The sequence below is a fragment of the Methylocystis sp. S23 genome, from assembly GCF_054106005.1.
On record NZ_CM134185.1, the window covers coordinates 485623 to 504856 of the forward strand.

18 protein-coding genes are annotated in these 19234 nt (G+C 66.1%); 11 read left to right on the plus strand and 7 right to left on the minus strand.

The genetic code is table 11. The features are described from left to right. Positions 1-49 precede the first annotated feature (49 nt). Positions 50-202, plus strand: coding sequence for a hypothetical protein (locus tag ACV7JP_RS02555; protein ID WP_457797691.1), 153 nt, complete (start codon positions 50-52; stop codon positions 200-202). On the opposite strand, the gene ACV7JP_RS02560 is transcribed toward ACV7JP_RS02555, so the two are convergent. Together ACV7JP_RS02560 and ACV7JP_RS02565 are read right to left on the minus strand one after the other, a co-directional pair. Further along, on the minus strand, positions 183-1442 hold the full coding sequence (locus ACV7JP_RS02560) for a cell wall hydrolase (RefSeq protein WP_457797692.1): 1260 nt from the start codon (positions 1440-1442) through the stop codon (positions 183-185). The genes ACV7JP_RS02555 and ACV7JP_RS02560 overlap by 20 nt on opposite strands. A 282-nt stretch (positions 1443-1724) precedes the next feature. After that, the gene (locus ACV7JP_RS02565) at positions 1725-2141 is read right to left on the minus strand and encodes a secondary thiamine-phosphate synthase enzyme YjbQ (protein ID WP_457797693.1); all 417 of its coding nucleotides are present in this window, start codon (positions 2139-2141) and stop codon (positions 1725-1727) included. Between the two features lie 106 nt (positions 2142-2247). Here ACV7JP_RS02565 and ACV7JP_RS02570 point away from each other — a divergent pair, with 106 nt between their 5' ends. Further along, on the plus strand, positions 2248-2919 hold the full coding sequence (locus tag ACV7JP_RS02570) for a Crp/Fnr family transcriptional regulator (protein ID WP_457797694.1): 672 nt from the start codon (positions 2248-2250) through the stop codon (positions 2917-2919). Positions 2920-3063: 144 nt separating this feature from the next. Here the strand turns inward: ACV7JP_RS02570 and ppdK are convergent, their stop codons facing one another. Continuing rightward, entirely contained in the window at positions 3064-5742 is a 2679-nt protein-coding gene (gene ppdK, locus ACV7JP_RS02575) for a pyruvate, phosphate dikinase (RefSeq protein WP_457797695.1), read from the minus strand. 226 nt (positions 5743-5968) lie between these two features. On the opposite strand from ppdK, the gene ACV7JP_RS02580 reads away from it, so the two are divergent. The 8 genes from ACV7JP_RS02580 to ACV7JP_RS02615 all read left to right on the plus strand — a co-directional run bounded on the left by ACV7JP_RS02580 (position 5969) and on the right by ACV7JP_RS02615 (position 12981). Continuing rightward, positions 5969-6154, plus strand: coding sequence for a DUF1192 domain-containing protein (locus ACV7JP_RS02580; protein ID WP_457797696.1), 186 nt, complete (start codon positions 5969-5971; stop codon positions 6152-6154). A gap of 93 nt (positions 6155-6247) precedes the next feature. Then, complete coding sequence (locus ACV7JP_RS02585; protein WP_457797697.1) at positions 6248-6373, plus strand: hypothetical protein; 126 nt, start codon at positions 6248-6250, stop codon at positions 6371-6373. A gap of 247 nt (positions 6374-6620) precedes the next feature. After that, positions 6621-8402, plus strand: coding sequence for an aspartate--tRNA ligase (gene aspS / locus ACV7JP_RS02590; RefSeq protein WP_457797698.1), 1782 nt, complete (start codon positions 6621-6623; stop codon positions 8400-8402). Positions 8403-8475: 73 nt separating this feature from the next. Then, on the plus strand, positions 8476-9402 hold the full coding sequence (locus ACV7JP_RS02595) for a 50S ribosomal protein L11 methyltransferase (RefSeq protein ID WP_457797699.1): 927 nt from the start codon (positions 8476-8478) through the stop codon (positions 9400-9402). A 161-nt stretch (positions 9403-9563) separates the two neighbouring features. Continuing rightward, positions 9564-9812, plus strand: a complete 249-nt coding sequence (locus ACV7JP_RS02600; protein WP_457797700.1) for a DUF4160 domain-containing protein — start codon at positions 9564-9566, stop codon at positions 9810-9812. Further along, positions 9799-10212 carry a DUF2442 domain-containing protein gene (locus tag ACV7JP_RS02605; RefSeq protein WP_457797701.1) on the plus strand — a complete coding sequence of 138 codons (414 nt, stop codon included), beginning with the start codon at positions 9799-9801 and terminating at the stop codon, positions 10210-10212. The genes ACV7JP_RS02600 and ACV7JP_RS02605 overlap by 14 nt, the downstream gene beginning before the upstream one ends. A gap of 138 nt (positions 10213-10350) precedes the next feature. Further along, entirely contained in the window at positions 10351-12165 is a 1815-nt protein-coding gene (locus tag ACV7JP_RS02610) for an aminopeptidase P family protein (RefSeq protein WP_457797702.1), read from the plus strand. A 210-nt stretch (positions 12166-12375) separates the two neighbouring features. Further along, positions 12376-12981, plus strand: a complete 606-nt coding sequence (locus ACV7JP_RS02615; protein WP_457797703.1) for a phosphatase PAP2 family protein — start codon at positions 12376-12378, stop codon at positions 12979-12981. 21 nt (positions 12982-13002) lie between these two features. Here the strand turns inward: ACV7JP_RS02615 and ACV7JP_RS02620 are convergent, their stop codons facing one another. Both ACV7JP_RS02620 and ACV7JP_RS02625 read right to left on the minus strand, forming a co-directional pair. Continuing rightward, positions 13003-13590, minus strand: a complete 588-nt coding sequence (locus ACV7JP_RS02620; protein WP_457797704.1) for a GNAT family N-acetyltransferase — start codon at positions 13588-13590, stop codon at positions 13003-13005. Between the two features lie 242 nt (positions 13591-13832). After that, positions 13833-14978 (minus strand): type III PLP-dependent enzyme, encoded by a 1146-nt coding sequence (locus ACV7JP_RS02625; protein WP_457797705.1) that lies wholly within the window; start codon positions 14976-14978, stop codon positions 13833-13835. 684 nt (positions 14979-15662) lie between these two features. On the opposite strand from ACV7JP_RS02625, the gene ACV7JP_RS02630 reads away from it, so the two are divergent. Continuing rightward, positions 15663-17219 (plus strand): glucan biosynthesis protein, encoded by a 1557-nt coding sequence (locus ACV7JP_RS02630; protein WP_457797706.1) that lies wholly within the window; start codon positions 15663-15665, stop codon positions 17217-17219. A 167-nt stretch (positions 17220-17386) separates the two neighbouring features. Here ACV7JP_RS02630 and ACV7JP_RS02635 read toward each other — a convergent pair whose 3' ends face one another. Together ACV7JP_RS02635 and ACV7JP_RS02640 are read right to left on the minus strand one after the other, a co-directional pair. Beyond that, on the minus strand, positions 17387-17530 hold the full coding sequence (locus tag ACV7JP_RS02635) for a hypothetical protein (RefSeq protein ID WP_457797707.1): 144 nt from the start codon (positions 17528-17530) through the stop codon (positions 17387-17389). Positions 17531-17726: 196 nt separating this feature from the next. Further along, complete coding sequence (locus tag ACV7JP_RS02640) at positions 17727-19172, minus strand: DUF1254 domain-containing protein (RefSeq protein WP_457797708.1); 1446 nt, start codon at positions 19170-19172, stop codon at positions 17727-17729. Positions 19173-19234 lie beyond the last annotated feature (62 nt).

Consider the following 19234-nt stretch of genomic DNA (forward strand, 5'->3'; position numbering starts at 1 on the left):
ACGTCGCGGGAGGAAAGCTACGCACAACTTCAGCGCGTGAGATTCCGACATGCACGCCTTTACCGAAATGACGACGGCGCATCCCATCGCCTCCGCCTGGATCGCGCTCACGATCTGGACCTGGATTCTCGTCTATGCCCATACCGGCGGCGCGTGGCGGCGCAAGGCGAAGCGCCGGCCGGTCAAGTCTGACCCGGCTTGAGCCGGTAGAAGATGTGCCGGCCGATCATGTCCATGCGCGTCAAGGCCCGCGCCCAGCGCGGCTTCACATAGGTCGCATGGTAATGCGTTGAGCGGCCGACCTCGGTCAGATAGGTGCGGCCGTCCATCACCTCATTGGCGACGCGCACCGCCGCCGCCCACGACTCCGGCTCCGTGATGCGGAGCGACTTGCCTTCGCAGGCGAAGGAGAACTGGCACGCCTTGTAGTGATGCCGGTTCTGATAGACGACGCCGCAGATCGACGCCGGATAGAGCCCGCTCTGAACGCGGTTGAGCACGACCTGCGCCACGGCCGCCTGCCCCGCCTCCGGCTCGCTGCGCGATTCGAAATAGACGGCTTCCGCCAGGCAGCGGCGCTCACGGTCCATATTGTCGCGGTCGATGAGGGACGCGTAATCGGGACGCGCGCCGGACTTTGAAGGCGCGCCCAGCGCCAGCGTCGCGCGCGGAAAGGCCGAGACCTCGATCGGAAGCGCGTCCGCCTGGGCCGGGGTCGTGGAGCCGAGCGCCACCGCGCGCGAGACCGAGGGCGTCGCGCCATGCAGCGCGCGTTCGGCGAGCGCCTGATAGGCCGGCTCGCGCGGCGGCTCGTTCGACCGCGACGTGGCGCTCGAGGCGCTTTGCGATGGCGAGGCGGCCGCCGTCGCCCGCTGGGTTTGCGTGGTCGTCATCGCCTCGGCGCGCGCGGCCTCGGCCTCGTAAATCGCTTCGTCGCCGGGCATCGCGCCGCGCGGCGCCAGCGTCAGGCTCGTGCGCGCCGCATTCCTGCCGTCGATGCGAAAGGTCAGACGCGCGGGCTCGGCGAGGCCGAGCGTGGAGGGGCTGATGACGCGCGTCTCGAAGCCGGGCCGCATGGCGACGATGGGATCGCCCTTATGCGTGCGGTCGACCTGTGGAAAATGCTTCACGTCGGGCTTCAGATCGACATGCGGCTCCCGCTCGTCGGGGATGGAGCGAAGATCGTCGGGCGCCCCGATCATCAGCCTCGCGCTCTGCACCAGCGCCCGGCTCTGGCCCGGCAACCCCAATTCGCCGGCGGCGATCTCGCCGAAAGAGGCGAGCTGCAGGGTCGCGGGCGCGGCGATCGCGCGGGCGCGGGCGGTGAGCGGCGCGACATTCCAGTCGCCGGCGGCGTCCTGGCCGGCGCTCGCCGTGAAGGAGACGAGAACGCCGACGCCCAACGCCCAGGGCGCCGTCACGCTGACGACCCAGGGAACCATGACGCCAAAAACCCAACGCGCTTTCGACTGACGACGCATAAGCCTGCCCGGATCCGACGCGCAGGCCGACGCCGGCGCCCGACTGCGAGAATTTTCTGATCTTGATTATCAGCGCATTAGGCTTGCGGATTGGTTGCGGCGCCGGCGCCGCTTGCGTGCCAGAATGAGGCGCCCGCGCCGGTTGCATGCGCGCCCGCGCGGCAGTCCTCTTGTGGGGCGATGATGGCGCGGCAGGAGTGATGCGGCCCCCTCTCTCCGTAGTCACGGCGAGAGGGACGTCAGTCACTCCCCCATCACATGCAGCGCAATCTCCCGCCGATGCGGCCGTCTTCTATGCTCGAAAAGATAAACCCCCTGCCACGTCCCCAGCGCGAGCGCCCCGTTTATGACGGGAATGGAAAGCTGCGTCTGCGTCAGCGCCGCGCGGATATGCGCCGGCATGTCGTCAGGGCCTTCCGTATCATGGGCGTAGCCCGCCCCTTCCGGCGCGAGCCGCGCGAAGACCGCCTCAAGATCCTTCAGGACGGAAGGGTCCGCGTTTTCCTGGATAAGGAGCGAGGCCGAAGTGTGCCGGCAAAAGACGGTGAGCAGCCCCTCGCCTATGCGCCGGCTCCGCACGAAATCCGCGAGCCCGCCCGTGAATTCGTAAAAGCCGCGTCCGCCGGTCTCGATCCGGAGAATTCCTGTCGCCTGTCGCATGCGCGAAATGTGCGCCGCCGCGCGGGAAAGTCCAGCGGCAAAGGCTTTTCTTGCGCTTGTCTTGGCGGAAGGTAAAGGCTAAGCGCGAGCAACCGAAGGAGAGACAATGTCCGATCTGATCGATGCGGTGACGAGCTGGGCGACCTCCGACAATGGCAAATACGCCGGAGCAGCGGCGCTGACGGCGCTGGCCTGGGCGGAGGCCGCGACCGTCGTCGGCACGGCCTATATGAAGCGAATGATCCCGCTGCGCATCACCGCGATGGTGTGCAACGTGCTCGGCGTGACCTACGGACTCCTGACGGGAACCCTGCCGACGATCGCCAAGCACGCGATCAACCTGCCGCTCAACTTTTCGCGCCTGCGGGAGATGAACCGCCTCATCGACAGCGTGCGTGAGGCCAACGCCAACGATCTCAACATCGAATGGCTGAAGCCCTTCATGCACCCGGAAAGCGTGCGCGCCACGGACTACATCTTCGAGAAGGGCGACGTCGCCAACGAGGCCTATGTCATCGTCGAAGGCAGGGTCGAGATCGTCGAGCGCGGCGTGACGCTGGAGTCCGGCGCGATCTTCGGCGAGATGGCGCTCTTCACCAAATCCGGCAAGCGCACGGCGACCGCCAAATGCCTCAGCGACGTGCGGCTGCTCACGATCACCTATGAGCAATTCGAGCAGCTCTATTTCCAGAACCCGGAATTCGGCCTCTATCTCGTGCGCCTCATCGTGCGGCGCTTCGAGGCGAATCACATGGACGAAGAGATGGAAAGCTCGTGAGCGCCCTTGAGGGGGAGGGTCGAAGCGCGAAGCGCTTCGGGCTGGGGTGAGGCCGCGGCGACAATGCCGCGAGCAGGGGCTTTTGACGGCTCCAACGGGAAAGATTGAAGACGCGACTCGCCGCGCGCCGACCCTCCCAGGCGGTTACGCCGTCCCTTCGGCCTTCTTTCCGAGCGCCGCCTGCGCCGCCGCCAATCGAGCAATCGGCACGCGGAACGGCGAGCAGGACACATAGTCGATCCCGATCTTCTCGAAGAACGCCACCGAGGCCGGATCGCCGCCATGCTCGCCGCACACGCCGAGCGCGATGTCCGGCCGCGCCTTGCGGGCGCGCTCGCAGCCGAGCGCGACAAGCTCGCCGACCCCCTCCTGGTCGATCGACACGAAGGGATCGTGCGGCAAAAGCCCCTTCTCGACATAGGCGTTCAGGAACGAGCCCGAATCGTCGCGCGAAATGCCGAGCGTCGTCTGGGTCAGGTCGTTGGTCCCGAAGGAGAAGAAATCCGCCGAAGCGGCGATCTCGCCGGCGCGCAGCACGGCGCGGGGCAATTCGATCATCGTTCCGATATGGCAGCTCGGACGAACGCCCGTCTCGTCCTCGACGAGCTTCGCCATGGCCTCGATGCGCGCCTTGACGAGATTGAGCTCGCCGCCGGCGAAGACCAGCGGCGCCATGATCTCGATATGCGCGGGCTCGCCCGTCGAGAGACTCGCCTCGATCGCGGCTTCGAAGATGGCCCGCGCCTGCATGTCGACGATCTCGGGGAAGACCACGGCGAGACGCACGCCGCGAAAGCCCAGCATGGGATTGAACTCCGAAAGCTGCAGCGCGCGGCGCCTGAGCTTCACCGGATCGGCGCCCATGGCGCGCGCCACCGCCGCCATTTCGGCGTCCGTATGCGGCAGGAATTCGTGCAGCGGCGGATCGAGCAGGCGGATCGTGACGGGAAGCCCCGCCATGATTTCGAAGAGATGCTTGAAGTCCTCGCGCTGGATCGGCAGCAGCTTGGCGAGCGCCGCCTTTCGCCCTTCCGCGTCGTCGGCGAGGATCATCTCGCGCACCGCGACGATGCGCTCGCCCTCGAAGAACATATGCTCGGTGCGCGCGAGGCCGATGCCCTCGGCGCCGAAGCGGCGCGCGGCGCGGGCGTCGGACGGCGTCTCGGCGTTGGCGCGGACCTTCAGCCGGCGCACCTGGTCCGCCCAGCCCATCAGCACGGCGAATTCGCCGGTGAGCTCCGGGCGCTGCATCTTCACCTCGCCCGCAATGACGTGGCCGGCCGAGCCGTCGATCGTGATTTTGTCGCCCTTGGCGAAGCGCTTGCCGGCGACGGTGAGGCACTGCTCGTCATAATCGATGCGCAGCGCGCCCGCGCCCGTCACGCAGGGCTTGCCCATGCCGCGCGCGACGACGGCGGCGTGCGAGGTCATGCCGCCGCGCGCGGTGAGAATGCCCTCCGCGGCGTGCATCCCATGAATGTCCTCGGGGCTCGTCTCGGTGCGCACGAGAATGACCTTGCGGCCCGATGTCGCGAGCGTCTCCGCCTCCTCCGGATTGAAGACGATTTCGCCGAAGGCCGCGCCCGGCGAGGCGGGCAGGCCGGTCGCGAGAATGTCGCGTCGCGCGGCGGGGTCGATGGTCGGATGGAGCAATTGATCGAGCGAAGTCGGCTCGACGCGCAGCAGCGCCTCCTCGCGCGTGATGAGCCCTTCATTCGCCATGTCGACGGCGAGCTTCAAAGCCGCGCGCGCGGTGCGCTTGCCGCCCCGCGTCTGCAGCATCCAGAGCTTGCCGCGCTCGACGGTGAACTCCATGTCCTGCATGTCGCGGTAGTGGCGTTCGAGATTGTCGGCGATCTTCGCGAATTCGGCGAAGACCTTCGGCATCGCGGCTTCGAGAGAGATCTTCTCGCCGGGGGAGGCGCGGCTCGCCGCCTCGGTTAGCGGCTGCGGCGTGCGCAGGCCCGCGACGACGTCCTCTCCTTGCGCGTTCAGCAGATATTCGCCGTAAAGCTCCTTCACGCCGGTCGAGGGATTGCGCGTGAAGGCGACGCCCGTGGCGGAGCCGGCGTCCATATTGCCGAAGACCATGGCCTGCACATTGACCGCCGTGCCCCATTCCTCGGGAATGTTGTGCAGATGGCGATAGACGATGGCGCGATGGTTCATCCAGGAGGAAAAGACCGCCTTGATCGCGCCCCAGAGCTGCGCGCGCGGGTCCTGCGGAAAGCCGACGCCGGCATTGGCTTCGACGATGCCCTTGAACTGCTTCACCGCCGCGCGCCAATCGTCGGCGGTCAATTGGGTGTCGAGCGTCAGGCCCCTGGCCTCCTTCAGCTCCTCCAGCGCCTCCTCGAAAATATGATGCTCGACGCCGAGCACGACCGAGGAATACATCTCGATGAAGCGGCGGTAGCAGTCCCAGGCGAAGCGGGCGTCGCCGGAATAATTCGCCAGCGCCTCGACGGTTTCGTCGTTGAGCCCGAGATTGAGCACCGTATCCATCATGCCGGGCATGGAGGCCCGCGCCCCCGAGCGCACGGAGACGAGAAGCGGCCATTTCGGGTCGTTGAAGGCGTGGCCGGCGACGCGGCCGATCTCGGCCATGGCGGCGTCGACCTGCGATTCGAGCTCCGCCGGGAAGCCGCGCCCATTGGCGTAGAAATAGGCGCAAACCTCGGTCGTAATGGTGAATCCCGGCGGCACCGGCAGGCCCAACGCCGCCATCTCCGCGAGATTCGCCCCCTTGCCGCCCAGAAGGTCCCGCATGGCGGCCGAGCCCTCGGCCCCGCCCGCGCTGAAACTATAGACCCACTTCGTCATCGCTCTCGTCTTCCCGCCAATGACGGTCGAACGGCCGGCCAAGCCCCGGCCGGACGAACCCCGTTCGGCTTCGCGGGCGCACAATAGCAGATAGGCCTAAACAATTGTCGCGGCGAGGGCTGATTTTTCAATCCGCTTCGGCGGGCGGATGAGAGGCCGCCCCCGCCGGTTGGTTTCGATGCGCCAAGGCTGGCGTTGGGGTAAGAAAGACGTCTGGAGGAAGCTCATGACCGACGAAGAAGCGCCTCGCCCCCGCCCAGCCATTGAGATCGGCCAGCCGCTCGACCTGCTCTCCGTCGCCGAGATCGAAGCCCGCATCGCGGCGCTGAAGGAGGAGATCAGGCGGCTTGAAGCCGGCGCTGAAGCGAAACGGGCGGCGAACGCGGCGGCCGAGGCGTTTTTCAGGAAGTGACGAGGGCCGCGAGAAGCAGGGCGATCGGGAGGTTAGCCGCCCCCATGCCTCCCCTTTACGGCTATCGGAGTCACACTTCTCCGGGAGGCCGTCATGGCCAGGCTCGTCCCGGCCATCCACGCCGGGACGGTGTGCAAGAGCGAAAAGAAAAAACCCTGCCGCTTCAATGTTCTCCGCACCGCGGACGCTCGGCTCGTCACGATGAAGATCCAGCCGTAGCGCATTTGCGAATATCGCGCGGCGTGGATGGCCGGGACGAGCCCGGCCATGACGGGGTTGGCGACTTTCGAAATATGTGCACGCGGTGGCCCTTTACGGCGAGGGAGTCGTTCATGCCCGGCGTTCACCCGACGGGGCCCTGACGGCGGAACCCCGCCGCTTGACAGGGGCAAGGCCATTGCGCTTCTTGGCGCGCACGCGCCGGCCCTTCCGGCATTCCCTGAAGATTTGAGACCGAAAGCGGCCCATGCATCGCTACCGTTCGCATACCTGCGGAGAGCCCAACGAGGCCCTCGCCGGCCAGAAAATCCGCCTCTCCGGCTGGTGTCATCGCATCCGCGACCATGGCGGCGTGCTCTTCATCGACCTGCGCGACCATTACGGCCTCACCCAATGCGTCGCGGACCCCGATTCGCCGGCCTTCGCGACCGCCGAGAAGCTGCGCTCGGAATGGGTCGTGCGGCTCGACGGCGAGGTGCGCAAGCGCCCGGCCGGCACCGAGAATCCGGACATGCCGACGGGCCATGTCGAAATCTACGTGACGGAAATCGAGGTTCTCGGCCCCGCTGGCGAGCTGCCCCTTCCCGTCTTCGGCGACCAGAATTATCCGGAGGACATCCGCCTCAAATATCGCTTCCTCGACCTTCGCCGCGAGAAACTGCACGCCAACATCATGCTGCGCGGCCGCATCGTCGACTCGATCCGCTCGCGCATGAAGGCGGGCGGCTTCTTCGAGTTTCAGACGCCGATCCTCACCGCCTCCTCGCCCGAGGGGGCGCGCGACTTCCTGGTGCCGTCGCGGCTGCATCCCGGCAAGTTCTACGCCCTGCCGCAGGCCCCGCAGCAGTTCAAGCAGCTTCTGATGGTCGCGGGCTTCGACCGTTATTTCCAGATCGCGCCCTGCTTCCGCGACGAGGACGCCCGCGCGGACCGCTCGCCCGGCGAATTCTATCAACTTGACGTGGAGATGAGCTTCGTCACGCAGGAAGACGTGTTCGAGGCGATGGAGCCGGTGCTGCGCGGCGTGTTCGAGGAGTTCTCGAGCGGCAAGCCCGTCACGCAAAAATTCCCGCGCATCCCCTTCCGCGAGGCCATGCTGAAATATGGCTCGGACAAGCCGGACCTGCGCAATCCGCTGATCATCGTCGACGTCTCGGAGGAGTTCGAGGGTGAGAATGTCAGCTTCAAGGCCTTCAAGGGCAAGACCGTGCGCGCCATTCCCGCGCCCGGCGCCGCGACGCAGCCAAGGAGCTTCTTCGATAAGCTCAATGACTGGGCGCGCTCGGAAGGCGCGCCGGGGCTGGGCTACATCATCTTCGAAGAGGAAAGCGGCGCGCTCGTCGGCAAGGGGCCGATCGCGAAGTTCATCCCAGCCGACGTGCAGGCGGCGATCGCCGCCAAGGCGGGCGTGAAGGCCGGCGACGCGGTCTTCTTCTCGGCCGGTCAGGAGACTCCCGCCGCGAAGCTCGCAGGCATGGCGCGCATCCGCATCGGCAATGAGCTCGGCCTCTCCAAGACCAACGTCTTCGAGTTCTGCTGGATCGTCGACTTCCCGATGTATGAGTGGAACGACGAGGACAAGAAGATCGACTTCTCTCACAATCCCTTCTCCATGCCGCAGGGCGGCATGGAGGCGCTGGAGACCAAGGACCCGCTCGACATCCTCGCCTATCAATACGACATCGTCTGCAACGGCGTGGAGCTCTCCTCGGGCGCCATTCGTAATCACCGCCCCGAGATCATGAGACGAGCCTTCGAGATCGCCGGCTATGGCGAGGACGTGCTGCTCGAGAAATTCGGCGGCATGTATCGCGCCTTCCAATATGGCGCGCCCCCGCATGGCGGCATCGCGCCGGGCGTCGACCGCATCGTGATGCTGCTCGCCGAGGAGGAGAACCTCCGCGAGGTGACGCTCTTCCCGATGAACCAGCGCGCCGAGGACCTGCTGATGGGCGCGCCGAGCGAGGCGACGACGAAGCAGCTCCGCGAGCTGCATATCCGGCTGAACCTGCCCGAGAAAGGGGCGTAAGCGCTACCCGGGCAGGACGGTCGGGCGCACTCGCAAGGGTGACCGCGCCCGCGCGCCGTGCTAATCGCGCGACATGCTCGAAGGCCTTCCCCCCAACGGCGCTAGCCATGTGCTGCGCCTCTCCACCGACGAGCGGCGCGCCCGCGCCGTCGCCGACATCATTGTCGAGACATTCGACCCCACGGAGACCGCCGCCGGCGCCTTCGAGGTCGATGACGGCCCGGTCTGGACGGTCGAGGTCTATTTCGCGGAGGCGCCCGACGAGGAGACGATCCGCGCGCTAATTGAGGCGGCGAGCGACGCCGAGACCGCCGCCCGCGCCGAATTCGCCGAAATCGCCAAGGAAGACTGGGTGCGGAAGTCGCTTGCCGGGCTCGAGCCCGTGCGCGCCGGCCGCGTCGTCGTCCATGGCTCCCACGACCGCGACCGCCTGAGGCCGAACGATATTGGCGTTGAGATCGAGGCGGCGCTCGCTTTCGGCACCGGCCATCACGGCACGACGCTGGGCTGCCTGCGCGCGCTGGATCGGATCGTGAAGCGCCGGCGTCCGCGCCGCGTGCTGGATGTGGGCGCGGGCACGGGCGTCCTCGCCATCGCGGCCGCGAAGCTGCTGCATCGGTCGGTCGCCTGCGGCGACATCGATCCCGTCGCCGTCGAGACGGCCCGCTCCAATGCGGTCCAAAACGGCGCCGGGCCCTATGTGCGCCCCGTCGTAGCGGCCGGCCTGCGCCATGCGGCGATGGCCGGACAATATGACCTCATTTTCGCGAATATCCTGGCGAAGCCCCTGCGCCTCCTCGCGCCCTCCATCGCCGGCGCCGCCGCGCCGGGCGCGGAGCTGACGCTTTCGGGATTGCTCGCCCGCGACGTCCCCGGCGTTCTCTCCGCCTATCGCGCGCAGGGCTTCTCCCTCGCCGAGCGCGACGACATAGACGGCTGGGCGACGCTGGTGCTGAGGAGAGGCGCTGAATCTCGGCGCCGCGCGCGATCGGCACATTAGCCCATGCCGATGTTGAAACCGCCCTCGCCGCTCAGGACCGCGCCGCCGATCATGTCATTGTCCATGCCGACAGCCGGGCCGCAACCTTGTCGATCAGAAATCCTTCCGACAGGCAAAGGGAACTATTCCCTACCGCTTGGGTTTTTGCTATAAGCGCTACGATGCCTACCGTCTTGCGCGTGGGCGGCCTGCGGGTCGTGATCTACCCAAACGACCATCGCCCCGCTCACGTCCATGTCAAAGGGGCGGAAGGCGAAGCGGTGTTCATCCTGCATTGCCCGAAGGGTCCGCTGGAATTGCGGGAAAGCTACGGTTTCAAGCTGACGGAGCTGGGCGGGATCGAGAACGCGCTGAACGACAATCTGGCCGATCTGTGCGCGCAATGGAGTGCGATTCATGGCGGTTACTGAACAGCAGTTGGAGCAAGCCGAACAGCGCATGGCGGCGCTGCGCGAGGCGGGCCATGCCGTCTCGGCGCGCTATGACCGGCATCGCTCGCGGGTCGTCGTCAAGCTCAACACGGGTGTCGAGCTGGCGTTTCCAGCGCGGCTTGCGGAAGGGCTGGCCGGCGCGCCCGCCGACGCGCTGGCGGAAATCGAGGTCAGCCCCGCCGGCCTCGGGCTGCATTGGCCGAAGCTCGACGCTGATCTGTATGTGCCGGCGCTGTTGCAGGGGGTGTTCGGGTCGAAGCAATGGATGGCGCGCGAGCTGGGCGCGCAAGGCGGACGTTCGCGCACCGCCGCAAAGATCGCGGCCGCGCGCGCGAATGGCCGCAAGGGCGGCCGCCCACGAAAAACCGCCTCCGTCTGAATCCAGCGTTTTCGAAACGGATATGCGCCGCTTAACGATTGCCGCCGGTCGCGCCAAGCTCCCTTTTCCGGTCTTCCCGTCTCGCGGAGAGGAAAACCGGCCATTGCCCCGCGCCCGCGCGCGGACTAGCTTTGCTTCATGTTCGAAGCAAAATTCCAATCCTTCGCCGACGCCTCTTCGTCGCAGGACAGCGCCGCCCGACTCGCCGCGCTGCGCCACGCGCTCGCGCGCCAGAACCTTGACGGCTTCCTCGTCCCGCGCGCCGACGCGCATCAGAACGAATATGTGCCAAAAAACGCCGAGCGCCTCGCTTGGCTCACGGGCTTTACGGGCTCCGCCGGCTTCGCCGTCGCGCTCGCGGAGGGAGCCGCGATCTTCGTGGACGGGCGCTATGTGATCCAAGTGCGTCAGGAGATCGACGGCAAATTATTCGAGCCGATCGACATTTCCGAAACGGCGCCTTCCGCCTGGCTCGCCGAGCACGCCCGCCAAGGCGCCCGCATCGGCTACGATCCCTGGGTGCATACGAGCGGCCAGATCGAGCGCTTCGCCAAGGCGGTCGCGGAGAAGAAGATCGAGCTCGTGGCGCTCGACGCCAATCCCATCGACGCATTATGGACCGACCGTCCGCCGGAGCCCACCGGTCCCGTCGCGATCCACCCGGCGCGCTACGCCGGCGAGACGGCCGCCGCGAAGATCAAGAAATTGCGCGCGGCGCTGAAGGGCGCCGACGCGGCGCTGATGTCGGACCCGCACGCCATTTGCTGGGCCTTCAATATTCGCGGCGCCGACGTCGCGCATACGCCGATCGCGCTTTGCTTTGCGTGGCTGCCGAAGGACGGCGCGGCGGCGCTCTATATAGACGACGCCAAGCTCGACGCGAGGACGCGCGGCGCGCTCGAAAAATTTCTCGTGCTGCGCGCGCCCGGCGCGTTGGTCGACGACCTGAAGAAGGCCGGCGGACGCGGCGAGACAGTGCTGTTCGACGCCGCGACGGCCCCCGCAAAGCTCATCGACACGCTGCGCGACGCGGGCGGCAAGCCGCGCGTGACGGACGACCCGGCGGCGCTGCCCAAGGCGATCAAGAACAAGACGGAGCTTGCCGGCGCGCGCGCGGCCCATATTCGCGACGGGCAAGCGCTCACGCGCTTCCTCGCCTGGTTTGCCGAAGCCGCGCCCAAGGGCGCGCTCACGGAAATCTCAGCGGCCGAAGCGCTGGAAACCTTCCGCCGCGAGAATGGGGATCTGCGCGACATCTCCTTCCCCACCATCTCCGCCTTCGGCGCGCATGCGGCGATCCCGCATTATCGCGTGACGGAGAAGAGCAATCTCAGGATCGGCAAGGGCGTCTATCTCGTCGACAGCGGCGCACAATATCTCGACGGCACGACGGACGTGACGCGCACGGTCGTCGTCGGCCGCGCCGCCAGGCAGTTGAAGGATCATTTCACGCGCGTGCTGAAAGGCCATATCGCCATTGCGCGCGCCGTGTTTCCCAAGGGCGTCTCCGGCGCGCAGCTCGACGCTTTCGCGCGGCGTTATTTGTGGGAGGCGGGGCTCGATTTCGACCACGGCGTCGGCCATGGCGTCGGCTCCTATCTCTCGGTGCATGAAGGCCCGCAGCGTATTTCCAAGCTCGGCGCGACGCCGCTTCAGCCCGGCATGATCCTGTCGAACGAGCCCGGCTATTACCGCGCGGGCGAATATGGAATTCGCCTGGAAAATCTCGTCATCGTCGAGAAGCGCGAGATCGCCGGCGCCGAGCGCGAGATGTACGGCTTCGAGACGATCACGCTCGCGCCTTTCGATCTGAATTGCGTCGAGCCGAGGCTGATGAGCCCGGAAGAGATCGCCTGGCTCAACGCCTATCACGCGCAGGTGCGCAAAACGCTCTCGCCGCTGGTGGATACGAAGACGCGAAAGTGGCTGAGAGAGGCGACGCGGGCGATCTGAAGGAAAAGCCGTCATTGCGAGCGAAGCGAAGCAATCCAGAGCCGCGACCGCCGCTCTGGATTGCTTCGTCGCTCCGCTCCTCGCAATGACGGATATGGCCGCAGCCGTCACGGAAACATCATTTATCCGTCACGCAAGCTCTATCCAACGGTCATCAAACCGCAGTCGCAGCGTCGCGAAAACGCAGCCTGACGGGTCTAACAATTCATTATGGCGTTTACGACGGACCTCGCGGCAAAGCTGACGCGCGACGCGTCATCCAAGCCGCATAACGGCCTCACGGCCCTCTGGCTGCAGCGCTTCCTCGCGGCCGATCTAGCGGCGGTGCATTTCTTCTCCCGCTCCGCGCGGCCGACCGCCATCCGCTACCTCGCCATCGGCGTCAGCAAGCTCGGCAATGGATGGATCTATCTGATCCTGCTGCCGCTGGTCTTCTGGGGCCTAGGCTCGAAGGGCTGGCATGTGGTCGTGCTCGCCGGCCTCAATGCGGCGATGCTGCATGCGCTCTATCCGATCATCAAGCGCCGCTTTCGCCGGAAGCGCCCCTGCCATGTGGACGCGCGCCTGCCCTCGCTTCTGAAGACGCTCGACGAGCACAGCTTTCCGAGCGGCCACGCCATGACGATCACCGGCGTGCTCGCGCCGATCGTGCTCGCTTGGCCGGCCATGACGGTCTCGGCGGCGATCATCGTGCTGTCCATGGCCTGGTCGCGCATCGCGACGGCGCATCATTATCCGACGGACGTCATTGCGGGCGTCGGTCTCGCCGTCGCCCTCGCTTTCCCGCTGTCGAGCTACGCGCTCTCCTTCTTTTAGAGCGCGCGGCTCTGACGCGCGTCAGGCGGCGCGCGGCAGCTCGAGCGGCGCGCCGAGCGGGGCCGCGCTCACGCGGCCCTCGGCGCCTTCGAGCGCGCCCGGCGCCAGCTCCAGCCCCAGAAAGCGCGCGCGCTCCACGGGCCCCGGCAAAGAGAGCTTTTCCGTGAAGCGGCGCTCGAAGCCGAAGCGGCGATAATAGGGCTCGTCGCCGACGAGCAGCACGGCGCGATGGCCGAGCGCCTCGGCGCGGGCCAGAGAAGCGCGAATCATCGCGGCCCCGAGACCGAGCGAGCGCGCATGTTCCGCGACCGCGACCGGGCCGAGGAGCAGCGCCGGACGGCGCCCGCCGGCGAAGATCGGCCACAGGCGAATCGTCGCGATCAGCTCGCCCACATCGTCCTTGGCGACGAGCGCGAGGCCTTGCGCCGGCGCGCGGCCCTCGCGAAGACGCTCGCAGGTCTTCAGAAAGCGCGCCGGGCCGAAGGCCGCGTCGAGCAGCGCCTCGCGCGCCGGGACGTCGGCCGGCGTCTCGTCGAGAATCGCGATGGCGGCGCGTGGCGGCGCGGGGACGACGGGCGCGGGAATGTGGGCGTGAAGATCAAAGGTCATCTGTCCCTCCTTTATGAGGACAAGCGACCCTCGCGCCTGGCGCGCGACGCGCCGGCCGTACGGGACCTGGACTACTCGGCAAATCCGTCATTGCGAGGAGGCGAAGCCGACGAAGCAATCCAAGGCGTCATCACGACTCCGGATTGCTTCGCTGCGCTCGCAATGACGGGGGCTGACATGGCCGGGACAAGCTCGGCCATGAACGAGTTGCGGCGACCTGGCTGCGGCGCGATGGCGACCGCTCAGATGATGAAGGTCTCGAGCGGCGGGAAGCCGTTGAAGCCGACCGCCGAATAGGTGGTCGTGTAGGCCCCCGTTCCCTCGATCAGCACCTTCGTGCCGATCTCGAGCGACACCGGCAGGTCATACGGCTTCTTCTCATAGAGCACGTCCACCGAATCGCAGCTCGGACCGGCGACGACGCAGGGCGAGACCGGCGCGCCGTCGGCTTCCGTGCGGATCGGATAGCGGATCATCTCGTCGATCGTCTCCGCAAGGCCGTTGAACTTGCCGATGTCGAGATAGACCCAGCGCAGTTCGCCTTCCGCCTCCGACTTCTTCGAGATCAGCACGACCTCCGCCTCGATGACGCCCGCATTGCCGACCATGCCGCGGCCCGGCTCGATGATCGTCTCCGGAATGCGGTTGCCGAAATGCTTGGACAGCGCGCGGAAGATCGCATGGCCGTACTGCTTCACCGCCGGCACGTTCTTCAGATATCTCGTCGGGAAGCCGCCTCCGAGATTGACCATCTGGAGGTTGATTCCGCGCTCCGCGAGATCGCGGAAAATATCCGCCGCCGACTTCAGCGCGCCGTCCCACTTGCGCGGATCGGTCTGCTGCGAGCCGACATGGAAGGACACGCCATAAGCCTGCAGGCCAAGCCGATGCGCATGCTCCAGCACCGTCGTCGCCATCTCCGGAACGCAGCCGAACTTGCGCGAGAGCGGCCATTCGGCGCCCGAACCGTCGCAGAGAATGCGGCAGAACACCTTCGAGCCCGGCGCGGCGCGCGCGATCTTCTCGACCTCCTCGACGCAATCGACTGCGAAAAGGCGGATGCCGAGCTGATAGGCGCGCGCAATGTCGCGCTCCTTCTTGATCGTGTTGCCGAAGGAGATGCGGTCGGGCGCGGCGCCGGCGGCGAGCGTCTGCTCGATCTCGACGACGGAGGCCGTGTCGAAGCAGGAGCCGAGCGAGGCGAGCAGCGACAGCACTTCCGGCGCCGGATTGGCCTTCACGGCGTAGAAGACGCGCGTGTCGGGCAGCGCCTTGGCGAAGCCGAGATAGTTCTCGCGCACGACGTCGAGATCGACGACGAGGCACGGCCCGTTGTCGCGGCCCGCGCGGCGGCGCTCGGCGAGGAATTCGTGGATACGGTCGGTCATTGCGGCATCCCCTTCGAAGGGCGCGGGTCGAGCCGCGCCAGGAACCTGTTTGCTTCGGCGGATGCACGACGCCGCTCCCTCGCGCGCGATGGAGACGCGACGAAGGTCGAATGCGCCAGCAATCCAGGACCGCTCACGCTTGCGCGCTGACGATCCGGTGATGCGCCGTCAGCCGGTCAGACAACGAAAAACACGCGCGCAAGCGCATGCCGCTTCGGTTCCGAACAGCCATCGATTGGAAGGGGAGACCCCGTCCGCACGCCCGGCAAGAAAGACAAGCCTCTTCGGTGAGTCGGCCTTTGGAGGAGCCGACAGAGACCAAAAAAGCCCGGTCCGTCGTTGCTTTAAGTCGCGATCCTCCGTTGAGGGCGGAGTTCGCCGGTTCGCCTCCGGCTGCCGGTTTTCTAACGGCGGTTGACCGGCCTCTTGTCCGGATCCCCGCCGACCGACACACGACCACAGGCACGTGCGATTTGGGCAAATCCGTAGATACGCCGATTTCGACCGATGACAAGCATTTTTTGCCACGCATGGCGATTATTTTGCTGTGCGGCGCAAACTTGGCGCAATCGCGACCGCAGCGCAGCAATGGGCATAGTTGCAGAACTGTGACGATCTCGCTAAGCAATCGCCCTCCGCGCCTTGCCGTAACGGGTGAAGAAAGGGCGCTTTTCGGTATCTCGCATGAACAAGCTCACTCGGCGCCAGATGATGGGCGCCCTCGCCGCGACAGGCGTCCATATCGCATATCCGGCGCGCGGCCAGAGCCTCGCGCCGAAATTCGGCTTCGACGATGTCGTCGAGCGCGCCCGCGCCCTCCTGGCCGCGCCCTTCGAGGACGCGATTCCGCGTCTTCCCGATCCGTTCGACGCGGTCGACTTCGACATCTGGCGCAACATCAAATTCAAGCCGGATCACGCGATCTTCAACAATGTCAACGGCAGCTTCCAGCTCCAGGCCTTTCATCTGGGCTTTCTCTATCGCCGCCCCGTCACCGTGAACACGATCCGCGACGGAATCGCGGCGCCGATCCCCTATTCGGCCGCCATGTTCGACTACGGGAAGCTCAAGGTGGACAAGCCGCCGCCGATCAATACGGGCTTCGCCGGCTTCCGCCTGAATTTTCCCGTCAACGACCCGCATGTTCACGACGAGACGATCTCTTTCGTCGGCGCCAGCTATTTCCGCTTCCTCGGACGCGATCAGCAATATGGGCTCTCCGCGCGCGGGCTTTGCGTCGAAGCGGGCACGGCGAGGGAGACCTTTCCCTTCTTCCGCGAGTTCTGGGTGGAGACGCCCCTGACCGGCAGCAATCGCGCGACGATCTACGCGCTGCTCGACGGCGAGGCGGCGACCGGCGCCTATCGTTTCGATCTGACGGTCGGCCAGGAAAGCACGGTCGCCGTTCAGGCGACCATTTTCCCGCGCCGGGACGGCGTGAAATTCGGCCTGGCGCCGCTCACCTCCATGTATCTCACCGGCGAGAACGATCACCGCGTGCGCGACGGCTTCCGCAGCGAGCTGCATGACTCCGACGGCCTGCTCATTCACAACGGCGCGGACGAGTTTCTCTGGCGTCCGCTCGAGAACCCGCTGCGCGTGCGCTCGACGTCGTTCCTGGACAGGAACGTCCGCGGCTATGGCCTGTTGCAGCGCGACCGCACCTTCGAATCCTATCAGGATCTCGACCTCGCCTATCAGAATCGGCCGAGCTACTATGTCGAGCCCGTGGGCGACTGGGGCGAGGGCCGAGTCGAGCTGATCGAGCTGCCTACGACGGACGAGACGAACGACAATATCGTCGCGAGCTGGACGCCGGCGACGCCGCCGGAGGCCGGCAAGCCCTTCTCTTTCGCCTATCGAATCACTTCGGGGCTCGAAATGCCGCGCCTCGCGCCCAATGGCCGGGTCGTGCACACATTCGAGGCGCCGGCGCGCGCGCTCGGCTCCTCGGAGCCGGACGATCCCGGCGCCCGCCGCTTCCTCGTGGATTTCGCGGGCGGCGATCTCGGCTATTACCTCGCCGATCCCGGCCAGGTGGAGGCGGTGGGATCCGCGTCAAAAGGCAAGGTGCTGCGCACCATCGTGACGGCGAATCACCATATTGACGGGCTGCGCGTGATGTTCGACGTCGCGCTCAAGCCCGGCGAGACGGCCGATCTGCGCCTCTTCCTGCGCGCCAATGGGCGCACGCTGACGGAAACCTGGACCATGCCCTGGTCGGCGCCGACCGGGACTTGAACGACGTTAAACAGTTTCCGCCTGATTGCCTCGCTACGGCGGCTCCCGGCGTCATCGCGAGCCGAAGGCGAAGCAAACCAGAAGCAGCTATCGCGGCTCTGGATGCTTCGGAGCTCACGCTCCTCGCAACGACGGCCGCATGGCGAAGGGATCAAACGGAATTGGCGTCAGACCGGCAAAAACAGCGCGCCGGTCAGAAAGGCCAGCGCGCCCAGGAGCAGCGCCAGATAGGGCCATGCGATCCTGGGCTTCGACAGATAGCAGCGCATCATCGCGACGAGCGCGGGATCGGTTTGCGGTTCGGTCGTCAAAGCGGCCTCGCTTTTCTTTCAGGGCGATCCGGCAAACAACAATCTTGGGCGGCGAGCCGCCCAATACTTCCCCGTAAAGGGTTTTACCCCACCCGGCCCTGCTGCTTTGCAGGGCCGCCCTCCCCATAAAGGGGAGGGATTTGCTCATGCCCAGCGTTCACCCGCTCGCCTCCGCTTTTCTTTGCGTCGGCCACGATCACGGGACGCGCTTCACCTCCGGCGGCTTCCAGCTTCCGTCGATGATCGACGGCGCCTTTTCCTCCGGCCAATACATGCGAAGCGTCATGTTGAATTCCTTCTCGCCCGCCGGCAGCCAGTTCGACTCCTTGTCCTTGCCCGGCGACTGCGGCTGCACATGGATGTCGAGCGAGCCGTCCTTATTGGTCTTGAGCGGCATCCAACTGCTGATCGCGTAGCGGTTGATCGGATTGGCGACGAAGAAGGACGCGGCGTCGTACATCGTGATCGACCAGAAGGCCTTGACCGGAGGCAGAGCGCCCTTGTCGAAGTGGATGACATATTTGTTCGCGCCGTTCAGCGCATTGCCCTCGCCATCCACGAAGGCGGACGGATAGACCGCGTCCTGAGGCAGGTTCGCGCCGAGGCCCACCAGCGCGACCACCGCGCGCGCGCCGTAATTGTCGCCGTAATTGCCGACGATCATCGGCGGCATGCGCCAGCCGTTGACCGGCGCGCCGACCTCCTTCGAGGCCGCCTGCAGCTTCTCCAGAGCGACTGTCACCGATTGTTCGAGCCCCTTGGCCACGGCCGGATCAAGCTTCGATAATTCGAATTTCTCGCCGGGGACGACGCCAATCGCCTTCAGTTTCTCAAGGACAGGCGCCTCCGAGGCCGGCGGCGGATTCGATTTCAAGAGCGTCGCCAGCCGATTGAAGAAAGCCTCGGCGCTCATCTTCCGCACCTGATCGACCGGCGGCGTCTTCGTGTCGAGATCGGGATCGACCTTGCCGGCCGGCGGCGCATAGGGCTTGCCGAAGGAAGAGAGCGGCGTGAGCTTGTAGCCGTCCTCGATCTTGTGGACGGCCGGATAGTCCTTCGGACCATTGGTCTGCGTGCGGCCGATGATCCAGACCATATTGGTCGGAGATTTGAGCTCGGTCACGCCCTTCGGCAGCGTCCCCCGCCAGCCGGGGCCGGTGATCGCGAAATGGCCCGCCTTCGTGCCGGTCGTCCGCTTGCCCGGCGATGCGAAGACATTCGTCCAGGCGTCAAGCATCGGCAACAGATAATAGCGGCCATGCGTGTCGGGCGCGGACAGCACGATCGGCTCGGCCGAGAGATCGAGGAAGGCGGACGAATAGAGCGTATCCACATTGGCGCGCACGACATCCTTGAAGGAGGCGTCGGGAAAGGCGCGCACATTGACGAATTGGTTGATCGGCGCCGCGAAGGCGTCCGCCTTCACGACATTCGTCATCTTGTCCTTCGTGACGTCCATGATCACGAGCGGCAGGCCATAAACGACGGCCTCGACGCCAGCCTTCAGCGCCTCCTTCTCCTTCGCCTCGTTTTCAGCCTGAACTTTCGTCGTCTCCGGCTCGGAGCCCGCCTGCTTGTCGTTGCATCCGCCAAGCGCGCCTATTGTCGCGACGAGAAAAAGCGGCAGCCATTTTGTTTTCATGAAGCCCCCGGCGTAAATTCATTCGCTTCTCTCGCGCCGCTTACGAATGACGGACGGACGGA

What these genes read in the sequence shown, in the direction of transcription:
- ACV7JP_RS02555 (WP_457797691.1), top strand. Translation starts at nt 50, where the DNA reads ATGCACGCCTTTACCGAAATGACGACGGCGCATCCCATCGCCTCCGCC.
- ACV7JP_RS02560 (WP_457797692.1), bottom strand. Translation starts at nt 1,442, where the DNA reads ATGGTTCCCTGGGTCGTCAGCGTGACGGCGCCCTGGGCGTTGGGCGTC.
- ACV7JP_RS02565 (WP_457797693.1), bottom strand. Translation starts at nt 2,141, where the DNA reads ATGCGACAGGCGACAGGAATTCTCCGGATCGAGACCGGCGGACGCGGC.
- ACV7JP_RS02570 (WP_457797694.1), top strand. Translation starts at nt 2,248, where the DNA reads ATGTCCGATCTGATCGATGCGGTGACGAGCTGGGCGACCTCCGACAAT.
- ppdK (WP_457797695.1), bottom strand. Translation starts at nt 5,742, where the DNA reads ATGACGAAGTGGGTCTATAGTTTCAGCGCGGGCGGGGCCGAGGGCTCG.
- ACV7JP_RS02580 (WP_457797696.1), top strand. Translation starts at nt 5,969, where the DNA reads ATGACCGACGAAGAAGCGCCTCGCCCCCGCCCAGCCATTGAGATCGGC.
- ACV7JP_RS02585 (WP_457797697.1), top strand. Translation starts at nt 6,248, where the DNA reads ATGGCCAGGCTCGTCCCGGCCATCCACGCCGGGACGGTGTGCAAGAGC.
- aspS (WP_457797698.1), top strand. Translation starts at nt 6,621, where the DNA reads ATGCATCGCTACCGTTCGCATACCTGCGGAGAGCCCAACGAGGCCCTC.
- ACV7JP_RS02595 (WP_457797699.1), top strand. Translation starts at nt 8,476, where the DNA reads ATGCTCGAAGGCCTTCCCCCCAACGGCGCTAGCCATGTGCTGCGCCTC.
- ACV7JP_RS02600 (WP_457797700.1), top strand. Translation starts at nt 9,564, where the DNA reads ATGCCTACCGTCTTGCGCGTGGGCGGCCTGCGGGTCGTGATCTACCCA.
- ACV7JP_RS02605 (WP_457797701.1), top strand. Translation starts at nt 9,799, where the DNA reads ATGGCGGTTACTGAACAGCAGTTGGAGCAAGCCGAACAGCGCATGGCG.
- ACV7JP_RS02610 (WP_457797702.1), top strand. Translation starts at nt 10,351, where the DNA reads ATGTTCGAAGCAAAATTCCAATCCTTCGCCGACGCCTCTTCGTCGCAG.
- ACV7JP_RS02615 (WP_457797703.1), top strand. Translation starts at nt 12,376, where the DNA reads ATGGCGTTTACGACGGACCTCGCGGCAAAGCTGACGCGCGACGCGTCA.
- ACV7JP_RS02620 (WP_457797704.1), bottom strand. Translation starts at nt 13,590, where the DNA reads ATGACCTTTGATCTTCACGCCCACATTCCCGCGCCCGTCGTCCCCGCG.
- ACV7JP_RS02625 (WP_457797705.1), bottom strand. Translation starts at nt 14,978, where the DNA reads ATGACCGACCGTATCCACGAATTCCTCGCCGAGCGCCGCCGCGCGGGC.
- ACV7JP_RS02630 (WP_457797706.1), top strand. Translation starts at nt 15,663, where the DNA reads ATGAACAAGCTCACTCGGCGCCAGATGATGGGCGCCCTCGCCGCGACA.
- ACV7JP_RS02640 (WP_457797708.1), bottom strand. Translation starts at nt 19,172, where the DNA reads ATGAAAACAAAATGGCTGCCGCTTTTTCTCGTCGCGACAATAGGCGCG.